The organism is Humibacter sp., assembly GCF_051954055.1.
Lineage (GTDB): Bacteria > Actinomycetota > Actinomycetes > Actinomycetales > Microbacteriaceae > Humibacter.
Map to the genome: position 1 here is coordinate 1 of NZ_JBQCIE010000005.1, position 10,706 is coordinate 10,706.

16 protein-coding genes are annotated in these 10,706 nt (G+C 69.2%); 12 read left to right on the forward strand and 4 right to left on the reverse strand.

The features are described from left to right. The coding region (locus tag ACTHNC_RS00345) for a DEAD/DEAH box helicase (protein WP_440292595.1) at positions 1-590 on the reverse strand (590 nt) is incomplete at its 3' end. A gap of 71 nt (positions 591-661) precedes the next feature. On the opposite strand from ACTHNC_RS00345, the gene ACTHNC_RS00350 reads away from it, so the two are divergent. Beyond that, positions 662-1,366 carry an alpha/beta fold hydrolase gene (locus ACTHNC_RS00350; RefSeq protein ID WP_440292596.1) on the forward strand — a complete coding sequence of 235 codons (705 nt, stop codon included), beginning with the start codon at positions 662-664 and terminating at the stop codon, positions 1,364-1,366. A 28-nt stretch (positions 1,367-1,394) separates the two neighbouring features. On the opposite strand, the gene ACTHNC_RS00355 is transcribed toward ACTHNC_RS00350, so the two are convergent. Further along, on the reverse strand, positions 1,395-2,144 hold the full coding sequence (locus ACTHNC_RS00355; protein ID WP_440292597.1) for an ArsR/SmtB family transcription factor: 750 nt from the start codon (positions 2,142-2,144) through the stop codon (positions 1,395-1,397). Between the two features lie 67 nt (positions 2,145-2,211). On the opposite strand from ACTHNC_RS00355, the gene ACTHNC_RS00360 reads away from it, so the two are divergent. From ACTHNC_RS00360 to ACTHNC_RS00390, 7 genes are all read left to right on the forward strand, one after another. Next, positions 2,212-3,624: an MFS transporter gene (locus ACTHNC_RS00360; RefSeq protein ID WP_440292598.1), complete on the forward strand. Its 1,413-nt coding sequence runs from the start codon at positions 2,212-2,214 to the stop codon at positions 3,622-3,624. A 53-nt stretch (positions 3,625-3,677) separates the two neighbouring features. Continuing rightward, positions 3,678-4,442 (forward strand): DUF2249 domain-containing protein, encoded by a 765-nt coding sequence (locus tag ACTHNC_RS00365; protein ID WP_440292599.1) that lies wholly within the window; start codon positions 3,678-3,680, stop codon positions 4,440-4,442. After that, positions 4,439-4,891 carry a hypothetical protein gene (locus ACTHNC_RS00370; protein WP_440292600.1) on the forward strand — a complete coding sequence of 151 codons (453 nt, stop codon included), beginning with the start codon at positions 4,439-4,441 and terminating at the stop codon, positions 4,889-4,891. The genes ACTHNC_RS00365 and ACTHNC_RS00370 overlap by 4 nt, the downstream gene beginning before the upstream one ends. 36 nt (positions 4,892-4,927) lie before the next feature. Next, on the forward strand, positions 4,928-5,212 hold the full coding sequence (locus ACTHNC_RS00375; protein ID WP_440292601.1) for a type II toxin-antitoxin system Phd/YefM family antitoxin: 285 nt from the start codon (positions 4,928-4,930) through the stop codon (positions 5,210-5,212). Beyond that, positions 5,209-5,481 carry a type II toxin-antitoxin system RelE family toxin gene (locus ACTHNC_RS00380; RefSeq protein WP_440292602.1) on the forward strand — a complete coding sequence of 91 codons (273 nt, stop codon included), beginning with the start codon at positions 5,209-5,211 and terminating at the stop codon, positions 5,479-5,481. The genes ACTHNC_RS00375 and ACTHNC_RS00380 overlap by 4 nt, the downstream gene beginning before the upstream one ends. Positions 5,482-5,631: 150 nt before the next feature. Next, positions 5,632-6,063 (forward strand): nitroreductase family deazaflavin-dependent oxidoreductase, encoded by a 432-nt coding sequence (locus tag ACTHNC_RS00385; RefSeq protein WP_440292603.1) that lies wholly within the window; start codon positions 5,632-5,634, stop codon positions 6,061-6,063. 43 nt (positions 6,064-6,106) lie between these two features. After that, positions 6,107-6,691: an NUDIX hydrolase family protein gene (locus ACTHNC_RS00390; RefSeq protein ID WP_440292604.1), complete on the forward strand. Its 585-nt coding sequence runs from the start codon at positions 6,107-6,109 to the stop codon at positions 6,689-6,691. A gap of 96 nt (positions 6,692-6,787) precedes the next feature. On the opposite strand, the gene ACTHNC_RS00395 is transcribed toward ACTHNC_RS00390, so the two are convergent. Both ACTHNC_RS00395 and ACTHNC_RS00400 read right to left on the reverse strand, forming a co-directional pair. Further along, positions 6,788-8,074, reverse strand: a complete 1,287-nt coding sequence (locus ACTHNC_RS00395) for a hypothetical protein (RefSeq protein WP_440292605.1) — start codon at positions 8,072-8,074, stop codon at positions 6,788-6,790. Continuing rightward, positions 8,071-8,613, reverse strand: coding sequence for an N-acetyltransferase family protein (locus ACTHNC_RS00400; RefSeq protein WP_440292606.1), 543 nt, complete (start codon positions 8,611-8,613; stop codon positions 8,071-8,073). Before ACTHNC_RS00400 ends, ACTHNC_RS00395 begins: the two co-directional genes overlap by 4 nt. Before the next feature lie 97 nt (positions 8,614-8,710). Between ACTHNC_RS00400 and ACTHNC_RS00405 the strand changes: the two genes are divergently transcribed. The 4 genes from ACTHNC_RS00405 to ACTHNC_RS00420 all read left to right on the forward strand — a co-directional run. After that, positions 8,711-9,193 carry an FBP domain-containing protein gene (locus tag ACTHNC_RS00405; RefSeq protein WP_440292607.1) on the forward strand — a complete coding sequence of 161 codons (483 nt, stop codon included), beginning with the start codon at positions 8,711-8,713 and terminating at the stop codon, positions 9,191-9,193. A gap of 178 nt (positions 9,194-9,371) precedes the next feature. Then, complete coding sequence (locus ACTHNC_RS00410) at positions 9,372-9,722, forward strand: carboxymuconolactone decarboxylase family protein (protein ID WP_440292608.1); 351 nt, start codon at positions 9,372-9,374, stop codon at positions 9,720-9,722. After that, complete coding sequence (locus ACTHNC_RS00415; RefSeq protein ID WP_440292609.1) at positions 9,719-10,096, forward strand: DUF2255 family protein; 378 nt, start codon at positions 9,719-9,721, stop codon at positions 10,094-10,096. The genes ACTHNC_RS00410 and ACTHNC_RS00415 overlap by 4 nt, the downstream gene beginning before the upstream one ends. A gap of 2 nt (positions 10,097-10,098) precedes the next feature. After that, positions 10,099-10,706: aldo/keto reductase (locus tag ACTHNC_RS00420; protein ID WP_440292610.1), on the forward strand; the 608-nt coding region annotated here is incomplete at its 3' end.

Here is a 10,706-nt window from a genome sequence, read left to right on the forward strand (position 1 = left end):
TCGTCGACGATGACGGTCTGCACGTTTGCGAGCGTCTCGCGCGCCTGGGAGGTGAGCATGAGGAACAGCGACTCGGGCGTGGTAATCAGGATGTCCGGCGGCTTCGCCAGCAGCGCTCGCCGGTCGCTCGCCGGCGTGTCACCGCTGCGAACCCCGACCGTGACGTTCGGCGGTTCGGCTCCGAGCCGCTTCGCGGTCTGCGTGATGCCGGCAAGCGGCGAGCGAAGGTTGCGCTCCACGTCGACGCCGAGCGCCTTCAGAGGGGAGATGTACAGCACCTGCGTTCCGCGTTTCGTGCCGGGCTTCTCGTCGGCGTGGGGACCGTCCGCCGAGACGGCGGGCGGCGCTGGCGTCGCGGCAGAGGCCAGAAATGGCCTCTGCTCTGAGCTCCAGCGCGGATGCATCAGCCGGTCGATCGCCCACAGGAACGACGCGAGCGTCTTGCCGGATCCGGTCGGGGCGATCACCAGAGTGTGCTCGCCGCGGGAGATGGCATCCCATGCCCCGAGCTGGGCCGTGGTGGGCGCGTCGAACGCCCCCTCGAACCACGCGCGGGTGGCGGGGGAGAAGCGGTCGAGCACCTCGCTCATCGCTCCATGACAGCACAGACCTCCGTCGTCCGCCTTGCGCGAACGACAGAGGCTCGCGCTACCGTCGCGGGATGCAAACCTTCCTCATTCCTGGACTCTGGCTCGACGCTTCATCGTGGGATGCCGTCACTCCCGCCATCGAGGCTGCCGGGTACCGCGCGCATCCGCTCACCATGCCCGGTCTCGAGGCGAACGACGCCGACCGCAACGGAATCACGCTCGACACGCACATCGACCACGTCGTTCACCTCATCGACGAGGTGCCGGCCGACGAGAAGGTCGCGCTGGTGGCGCACAGCGGTGGTGCACTCGTCGCGTACGGCGCGGTGGACCGTCGGCCCGAGCGGGTCGACCGCGTGGTCTATGTCGACAGCTGGCCGGGCGGAGAAGGGTCGATCGTCAACGACGAGGTTCCGCACGACGATGCCGACATGCCCTTCCCCGGCTGGGATGCCTTCGATGAGGGCGACGTGCGCGACATCACGCCCGAGTTGGGCGAGGAGATCGCCGGACACACGCATCCGTCGCCCTCGCACGCGGCGACCGACCCGCTGCACCTGACCGACGAGAGGCGGCTGGACGTGCCGGCGACGATCGTGATCACCACCATGTCGGCTGAGGACCTGAACGAGCTCATCGACCGCGGCGTCGGCTGGCTGGGCGACACGCCTCGACTGTCGTCGCTGCACATCGCGGGTCTTCCCACCGGCCACTGGCCGCAGTTCACGAAGCCGCAGGAGCTGAGCGAACTGATCGTGGACGCCTTGGCCGAGTGAGGTCAGCGGCGGTCCCGGGCCGCACGCGTCACGCCGACCGGGTGGCGCGGGCGGTGTCCGGGAACGCCGCGAGCGCTTCACGGCCCTGATCGGTGACCCGGATGCTCCGCGGCACCCGTCCGCGCTCGATCCACCCGGCTTCGAAGAACCTGGCAGCCACCGCGGTGCCCAACGGGCCGGAGAGGTGGTGCGCCTGCTCCGTCCAGTCCACGCAGTACCGCAGCGGGGTGGTGGTGCCGAGCACGGCATCCGGGACGCCCCAGTCCGCCAGGACCGACGCACCGCCGTCGGTGAGGCGATAGCGGTCGCTGCGCCCGGGCGACGAGAGCCGGTCGGTCGGATCGTCGGGGTGATGCCGCGCGTCACCTCCCACGACGCATCCGTTGTCGATGAGGCGGCGGAACAGGTCGACGCCGAATCGTCCGGCGAGGTGGTGGTAGCAGGTGCGGGCCGTGCGCAGTGCCTCCGTGCGGGTGTGCTCGCGCAGCGAGGTGATGGGCGTCTTGGGTGCGATGCGTGCGAGCGCTTCGAGAACGCCCTCGACGTCGCCGTTCGCGAGCCGGTAGTAGCGGTGCCGGCCCTGCGGAACCACGACGACGAGCCCGAGGTCGAGCAGCAGCGCCAGATGCGCGCTCACCGTCGATGCCGCGACTCCCGCTTCCTCCGCCAGCCGTCCGGCGGGCAACGCCCTCCCGTCCGCGAGCGCCATGAGCACCCGCGCTCTGCGAGGGTCGGCGAAGGCGGATGCCGCCCTCGCGAGATCCGGTGTGCCTGACATAGTCGCCAGGCTACGTCGCAATCGTTTCGGCGCATCCCGAAACGTTCCTTGACCACGATGGAAGACCGTGAGGCGCGAACGAACCGGCACATTTCTGACCGCCGGCCCGACCTTGACCGCGGCCCTGTGCGGCGGCTACTTCCTCGTGCTGCTCGACGTCACGGTCGTCAACGTGGCGCTGCCGAGCATCGGTGCCGGGTTCGGTGTGCACTCGCCGGGCCTCGTCTGGGTGGTGGATGCCTACACCGTGCCGCTCGCCGCGCTTCTGCTGGCGGCTGGGGCGATCGGGGACCGGCTCGGCCATCGCAGAATCGTGATCGCCGGGTTCCTCGGCTTCGGTCTCGCCTCCGTGGTGTGCGCGATCGCTCCGGCGTGGCCGGTGCTCGTGGCGGGACGCGCACTGCAGGGCGTGTGTGCCGCCCTCGTGCTGCCCGGCACCCTCGCCCTGCTGGTCGACCGGGCGGGTGACGGTGCGGCGCGCTCCCGTGTGGTCGGCGTGTGGGCGGCCATCGGGGGCGCCGCACTGCCCGCGGGGCCGCTCGTCGGCGGCCTTCTCGTCGCCTCGGCGGGCTGGCGCGCGGTGTTCTGGCTGAACGTGCCGGTTGTGGTCGCCGCGCTGGTTCCGGTGGTCGCCTCCCGCAGCGCGGAGAAGCCCCGAGTGCGACGGAACGGACGCGTCGATTGGTTCGGCGCCGTCACGCTCACCGTCATGCTCGCGGCGCTGGTCACCGCGGTCGTGCAGCTGGAGGAACCGGTGCTCGCCGGCGCCGCAATCGCACTCGTCGTCGTCGCCGCGTTGGCGCTGTGGTGGGTCGAGCGGAGGGCGAGGCATCCCTTGCTGCGGGTGCCGAAGGCAGCGCGTCGCCCGCTTCTCGCGGCCTGCGGCGTCGCGGGCCTGATGAACTTCAGCGTGCTCGGAGCCTTGTTCGTGCTCACGCAGACCCTGCAAGACGTGCGCCACCTCTCCCCGTTGGCCGCAGGGCTGCTCCTCCTGCCCGGGATGCTGCCCCTTCCCTTGCTCGGCGCACCGGCAGGGCGAATGGTGGCCCGGATCGGGCGCTGGCGCACCGCGGCGGTCGGCCTTGTCATCGCCGCGTTCGGCTTCGCGGGTCTGGCCGCGAGCATCCGCGTCGCGGAACCGGTCTGGCTCGTGGTGCTCGCCGTGTCACTCGTGGTCTGGGGAGCCGGGATCGGCATCCTCACGCCCGCCGTCGTCGCCGCGGCGCTGGCGGCGCTGCCGGATGCCTCGGGTGCGGCATCCGGGGCCAGCAACACGGCGAGACAGGTCGGCGGCGCGCTCGGCGTGGCCGTCTTCGGAGTGCTCGCGGGCGACGCATCCGCCGCGGCATTCGTGCCGCGCGTGAGTTGGATGTTCGCGGCCGCGGCCGTCGTCTTCGCGGCGATCGCATCAGCATGCATCGTCGTTTCGGGTTCGCGTCGACGTCTCCGTCCTGGCGGAGAGACGGAACTCGTCGAATAAAACGGAACAGGATGCTCTAAACTCATCGAGAGTCCGATGAACGGGAGGATCCGGTGAACGCTCCAGCGGCTGCCGAGCGCAGTGTCACGATCGCGAATGATGCTGAATCGCTGATCGACCTGCTGCGGCTGCGAACAGCTGAGGTCGCGAGCAAGCGCATCCTCAAGCTTTCCGGATTCGGAATCGTGCGGCTCGCGCTCGACAAGGGACAGACGATGAGCGAGCACGAGGCGGCCGTCCCCATTCTCATCCAGGTGCTTTCCGGTGTTGTCGACATCGAGGTCGACGGCGCGACCGAGCGATTCGAGACCGGCGGCATCGTCTACATCGCCGCTCACGTGCGGCACGCCCTCCACGCGGTGGAGAGCGCCCACGTGCTTCTGACTCTCGCCGACGCCGCAACGCGGGCGCCCTCGGACAGGGCAGGCGTCGGCGGGACCGAAGTGGGCAGAGCGGATGCCGCCGCCGAGCCCGAACAGGACGGCGACGGGGCGGAGAGAGCGCACGCCCCGTCGCCCGAACACCGCGCGCTGCTCGAGACCGCCGTGTGTGAGTGCGGCGTCGTCGAGGGCGGCGCTTTCCCCGAACTCGACGTGCGCGAGGTGCCGCACAGCATCCGGCACGCCACCGTGTTCGGGGCGCTGGACTCGCTGCGGCCACGAGATGGCCTCGTGCTCGTCGCCTCGCACGACCCGCTGCCGCTGCTGGCGCAGATCCGTGACCGCACGGGCGACCGGTTCGCCGTGACGTATCTGCAGCGCGGACCCGAGGCGTGGAGCCTGCAGTTCGTGCACACGGGCGACGATCCGGCGCGATGAACGGCCGGTTCGCCCTCACCTTCTTTCTGATCGGTTCCGCGTTCGTCATTCTTGGCGGCCTCGTCGCCGCCGTGTCGACACCGCTCGGGTTCGCGAGCGGGCCGTGGCTCGCCGCCTACCTCGTGCTCGTCTGCGGAGTCGCGCAATGCCTGTTCGGCATCATGCGGCGATACGTGGCGCCCTCGCCCATGACGGGCGGCGTGTTCGCCGTGGAACTCGTCTGCTGGAACGCAGGGAACGCTGCGGTCGTCGTCGGCGACCTCGTGCGCATCCCGTTCGTCGTCGGCATCGGCGGAGCGTTGCTCGTCGTCGTGCTCGTGCTGCAACTCGTGCACCTGCGGCACGTCGTCGGCGGACTTCGCTGGGCGGTGTGGCTGTACGGCATCGTCGTCGTCGTGCTGCTGGTGAGCATCCCGACCGGAATCGTGCTGGCGGCTCTGCAGGGGTGAGCCCTGCCCGCCGCTCGCATCGCTATAATTCTGTACATGACAACGCTCTCGCTGGCGGATGCCCGCGCCAACCTCTCAAAGCTCATCGAGTCGGCCGTCACGACGCATGAGCGCTTCGAAGTGACTCGCAACGGGAGTAGGGCGGCCGTGATCCTCAGCGCTGACGACTATGACTCCCTGCTCGAGACGGTGGACATCCTGAGTAATCCGGAGGAGGTCGCGGCGGTTCGGGAAGGTCTTGCCGAACTGACGTACGGTGAGCTGTCTTCTGCCGCCGACGTGCGGGCCGCGATGATCGCCCGCGGCAGGCTCACGACGTGACCGGACCTTACGAGGTCGTCTTCACGCGGTCCGCGCGACGGGCTCTCGAACGGGACCTGCCAGAAAAGGTCGCTGCTGCAGCGTTCGAGTTCATCATGGGTGCGCTGCGCGAGAATCCGCGCAGGCTCGGCAAGCCTTTGCGTGAGCCCCTGGCACCTCTGTACTCCGCCCGAAGAGGCGAGTATCGCGTGATCTATCGCATCCTTGATGAACGTCTCGTGGTCGAAGTCGTCTCGATCTCCCATCGTCGTGACGCATACCACCGCTGACGGGAACCGGCGCGGTTGCCGATTCCTGTAGCGGCTCCGCCCCCCTTCTTCTTTGCGCGACACCTATCGGCATCCGCCACAGGATTAGCGTGTAGCGGATGCAGATTCGTGTAGCTCAAGCGATGACCTCCAGGAAGGGGATGACGGCACATGGCAGCGATGAGTCGTTCCAAGCGCGGGTATCTCTCCGTGCTCAACAACAGCCTCAACCGCCTCACGCGCAGGCTCGCTCGCCGCGGGGTCGGGCCGTTCTCACTCGTCCGCAACGTAGGCCGCAAGAGCGGCACGGTGTACGAGACGCCGGTCATCCTCGCCCGCGTCCCGGAGGGTTTCGTGGCGGAGCTCACCTACGGCCCTGACGTGCAGTGGTACCGCAACATCGTCGCCGCCGGCCGGTGCGAGGTCGTCTTCCGGGGCAAGGACTACGTGGTGACCGCGATCGAGCCGTATCCCGTCGAGCCGGGGCGTGCCGCATTCGGGTTCCCGGCCTCGGCGCTGCTCAGGATGCTGCGCCGCAAGGAGTTCCGCCTGCTGCGGTCGGATCTCCAACCCATCGACCGTGGTCCGACCAGCGGGTCGTGAGGCGCTGGGCCGGCACGGGCACGGGCATCCGTAAGATCGACGCATGGAGGTGCGCACACCCGACCCCGACCCGGATGACCAGGCGTCGAACGACGGGGCGCTGCCCGGCGTGGGACCCGGGTGGCTCAGCGATATCGAACTGGAGCAGGTGCGGCGGCGGATGCCCATCCTCTACGTCGAGGCCGTGCCGGTTCGTGTCGACGGGCTCGGTCAGGTCACCGAGGTCGGGCTGCTGCTGCGGGCGAACGCGGTCGGCGAGATCACCCGCACGGTCGTCTCGGGTCGTGTGATGTACGGGGAAACGCTGCGGGACGCACTCTTCCGGCACCTTGAGAAGGACCTCGGGCCGATGGCGTTCCCACAGCTGCCGGCGAGCCCCGTGCCGTTCATGGTCGCGGAGTACTTCCCGATCCCGGGCGTCTCCGCGTACGACGACGACCGCCAGCACGCGGTGTCCCTTGCGTATGTGGTGCCCGTGACCGGCACGACGGAGCCGCGGCAGGATGCCCTCGAGCTCACCTGGATGTCGCCGGCCGAGGCATCCTCACCGCAGGTCGCCGCAGACCTGGAGGGCGGCCGCGGCGCGCTCGTGCGCGCGGCGCTTGCCTCTGTCGGGGTGCTGCCGTAGGTGTCACGCGGCACGTTTCGCGGCCTCCGAGACTTTCCTGTCCGCGGTTGCCGTTTCCGGCGCCGATAGCGATCATCTCGGACAGGGATTCCGCAATCAGCCGGCGCCGCCGACCGGAGGATCCGGGATAGCCGCGATGAGGCGCTCGGCGGTGTCGGGCGCGACGATCGAGCATCCCACCTCGTAACCGGAATTCGCGAAGGCTGCACGGTCGGGCAGATATCCGGGGGCACCGTTCGCGTAGCCGACGGTCAGAACGTGAGCGCCGGGGAACCGCGCGGTGACCCCGGCTCGGAGCGCGCCGAGCGGCTCCCCAGGGAACGCCGCAAGCCTCAGCGAGTCGCCGACGCCGATCACCTGCACCTCCAGCGGAATGTCGGATGCCCCCAACTCCATCGAGTTGAACACCGGGTCACGCTGCTCTCGCAGGCCTGTGATCCACTCCTCCATGGCGATCGCGGTCGGTGTGGCGCCAGGACCCCGCTCCACGGCTCCTCGACGTCGCGTCGCCTGGACCACGACGGAGGCTGCGGTGAGCGGTCCGGAGTGCACTGCCGCCTGCCGCAGCGGGACCGGCACCACGGCGTCCAGGCTGAGATTGATGACCCCGGCATCGCGGGCGGTGGCGGTGATCTCGGCGATCCGACCAACGATGAGTCCGGCGGCGCCCAGCCCCACGCGGCGCGCCTCCCGAGGGGAGCTCTCCACGCGTACCGGGTTCACGTCGCCGGCGAAGCCCTGCAGGAACACGCAAATGCCACCGATCGCATCCTCGACCAGCGACCGCAGCGGTCCGACGAAGTCGGGATCGTACCGATGCCATGCGTCGTCGAGCACGACCGGATGACAGGCGAGGTTGACGAGAGTCGCGACGACGCTGCCGTCCGTCCCCTGCACGACCACGAGCTGTGCATCGTGATCGACCGAAGCGTCCGGGTCACGACGGCTCCGTCCGATCGCGACGCCACTGAGCACATCGGAGAGGACCCTGGCCGGGGCAAGCCGAGAGATCGCCTCCGCCACCACGCCGAAACCGGCTTCGGCGAGTACCTCCACGAGTTCCGGTCCGGACTCCAGGGTGATGTCGCGCGGCCCGCAGTGCGTGTGCGTGCCGGCGACGAGCACGCGGTGGGCGGGCATCCCGAGGCGCTCCTCGAGCAGTTCGCGAAGCCGCGAGGTGAGCCCCGCGCCGGCGTAGAGCAGATCGAACACGACGATGGCGACGCGTACCTCCCCGGACGCGAGCACGACGGAGCGGACGCTGAGGCTCGAATTCGGTGCAACGGCTTCTCGCCGGTCCGCCAGGTATCCGCCGAGTGGAAGGCCCGCTTCGAGAGGCAGGATCGCGCTCGCCGCGCCCGCCTCGAAGCCGTATGAGCTCATCGCTCGCCTCCTTCGGCATCCTCCCGTGGCACCCCGCGCACCATCCGCACCTCGTCCGCCGGTTCGCCGCCGAATGTGTCGACCTTGCTGGTGCCATCCGGCAGGAAGCCGTTGCGCCGATAGAACGCCTGCGCTCGCGGGTTGTCGGCGAGCACCCACAGGTACGCCGGCGCGTCGCCGAGCGCGGCATCCAGAAGCTGCTGACCGGCACCGGTTCCGTAGTGGTCGCGCAGCACGTAGATGCCGTTCAGCTCGAGCGGCGCGGGGCCGTCGGCGTCACGGCTTGCGCCGGCGGATGCCCACCCCACGATGCGCTCGCCCGTTCGCGCCCGCACCTCCGCGACCCACACCTCGGCGCCGGCCGTGAGGATGCGACGCCACCGCTCCGCCCGCGCCTGAACGTTCAGTCCGTCGAGCAGAAACGCCGAGAACACGTGACCGTACGACTCCCGCCACGACCGCACGTGCACACGCGCGATACCGAGCGCATCCTCTGCCGTCGCCCTCCGGATGCGCAAGGATGCCTGCTCGTCGGCCATACCAGGACGATAGTGCCGCGCGCGAGGTGCGGCTGCGGCATCCGTACCCCGCGGTTATCCTGGGGCGGTCGTCGTGCCGAGACGGAACAGGAGCCGCGTGAAGCCGCTGACAGAAGAAGACATCCGTTCGTCGTTCGTGAACGCCACACCGGAACAGCTGGCGAGACTGCCCATTCCGGGCATCCACGAGACCCTCTGGAACGAACGTGAGTTCCTCGGCTGGCGCGACCCGCAGGCATCCCACCTCGGTTACATCGTGCACTGGATGAACGACCGACCCACCGGCATCGTCTTGCGTGCCGCAAGTGGCGGGCTGCGACCCGGCATCGCCGCCATGTGCTCGTTCTGCCACTCCGCGCAACCGGCGACGCAGGTGCGCATGTTCAGTGCGCCGCGGGCCGGCGAGTCCGGACGCAACGGCAACACCATCGGCTCCTACATCTGCGATGACCTCGCGTGCTCGCTGCTCATCCGCATCACGCCGCCGCACGCGCAGTCCGCCGAGCACATCGCGGAACGAGCGGATGCCCTGCTCGGCCGGGTGCACAACTTCACCGCGACCGTGATGAAGACGGCGTAGCGGAGCGCGGCGTTCCCGACGTGTTCGGGGGCGCGAGCATCCACAGCCAGTTCGTGCAAACGCAGCCACTTCAAGTGGCTGCAATCGCCGAGACCGGCTGTGAACGCGAAGGAGGTACTGGCGTTACCGGGAACGATCGGCACTCCCGTTCCCGCCGGCAGCGGCGTTGACTTGGGGCATGACCGCAGAACAGAACCAGACCCCCGCGCAGAGGGCCGTCGGCGACATCGCGCCGAAGCTCGCCGAACTCACCGACGACGTGCTCTTCGGTGATGTGTGGGCGCGTGCGGAGCTTCCGCGTCGCGACCGCAGCCTCGTCACGGTGTCGAGCCTGGTCACCTCCGGAAGCACCGAGCAGCTCGTCGCGCACCTGCGCATTGCGAAGCAGAACGGGCTGAGCGAGGCGGAGCTCGTTGAAGCGATCGTGCATCTTGCGTTCTATGCCGGCTGGCCCAAGGCGATGTCGGCCATCCAGGTCGCCAAGCGCGTCTTCGCCGAAGACGCCGCCGACCGCGAGGCGAAGTCGTGAGCGGCTGGAGCGCTGCCGAGCTCGACGCGATCGGACGCTCGGATGAGCTGCAGATCGCATCCCGACGCGATGACGGTTCGCTGCGTCCCTACGTGACCATCTGGACCGTGCGGATCGGCGACGACCTGTTCGTGCGCTCCGCATATGGCGCCACGAATCCGTGGTTCGTGCGAGCGAAGCGTGCCGGGCGCGGGCGCATCCGTGCCGGGGGCGTCGAGCGCGATGTGACGTTCGCCGCGGCCGACGACGTGGATGCCGCGACGCTGGACGCCGAGTACCACCGCAAGTACGACCGTTACGGACAGCGCATCGTGGGAACGGTCGTGGGCGAGAAGGCCCACCCGAACACGCTGCACCTGGTGCCAGAGGAGTGAACATGACAGTGAACGAACTGACCCTGAACAACGGAGTGGCCATGCCGCCGCTCGGCCTCGGCGTGTTCCAGAGCGCGCCGGAGGAGACGGCGAACGCCGTGGCCACCGCCCTCGAAACGGGATACCGCCACATCGACACAGCGGCCGCGTACCTCAACGAGCGCGAGGTCGGCGAGGGCATCCGCCGCTCCGGTCTCGACCGTGACGACGTGTTCATCGAGACGAAGGTGTGGGTCTCCGACTACGGCTACGACGAGACGCTTCACGCATTCGAGAAGGCGACAGGCAAGCTCGGCGTCGACCGGCTCGACCTGCTGATTCTGCACCAGCCGGCCACGGACCGTTTCGAGAAGACGATCGCCGCCTACAAGGCGCTCGAGACACTGCTGCAGCGCGGCGACGTGCGTGCGATCGGCGTGAGCAACTTCACGCCCCAGCACCTCGACCGCCTGCTAGCGGAGACCGAGGTCGTGCCGGCGGTGAACCAGGTGGAGCTGCATCCGTACTTCGCCCAGCGCGACGTGCAGAGCGCGGATGCCGAGCACGGCATCCTGACGCAGGCGTGGTCGCCGATCGGCGGCATCACGTTCTACCCGGGCTGGGGTGAGGA

Coding starts and splice junctions, on each gene's coding strand:
- ACTHNC_RS00350 (WP_440292596.1), top strand. CDS start 662: ATGCAAACCTTCCTCATTCCTGGACTCTGGCTCGACGCTTCATCGTGG.
- ACTHNC_RS00355 (WP_440292597.1), bottom strand. CDS start 2,144: ATGTCAGGCACACCGGATCTCGCGAGGGCGGCATCCGCCTTCGCCGAC.
- ACTHNC_RS00370 (WP_440292600.1), top strand. CDS start 4,439: ATGAACGGCCGGTTCGCCCTCACCTTCTTTCTGATCGGTTCCGCGTTC.
- ACTHNC_RS00375 (WP_440292601.1), top strand. CDS start 4,928: ATGACAACGCTCTCGCTGGCGGATGCCCGCGCCAACCTCTCAAAGCTC.
- ACTHNC_RS00385 (WP_440292603.1), top strand. CDS start 5,632: ATGGCAGCGATGAGTCGTTCCAAGCGCGGGTATCTCTCCGTGCTCAAC.
- ACTHNC_RS00390 (WP_440292604.1), top strand. CDS start 6,107: ATGGAGGTGCGCACACCCGACCCCGACCCGGATGACCAGGCGTCGAAC.
- ACTHNC_RS00395 (WP_440292605.1), bottom strand. CDS start 8,074: ATGAGCTCATACGGCTTCGAGGCGGGCGCGGCGAGCGCGATCCTGCCT.
- ACTHNC_RS00400 (WP_440292606.1), bottom strand. CDS start 8,613: ATGGCCGACGAGCAGGCATCCTTGCGCATCCGGAGGGCGACGGCAGAG.
- ACTHNC_RS00410 (WP_440292608.1), top strand. CDS start 9,372: ATGACCGCAGAACAGAACCAGACCCCCGCGCAGAGGGCCGTCGGCGAC.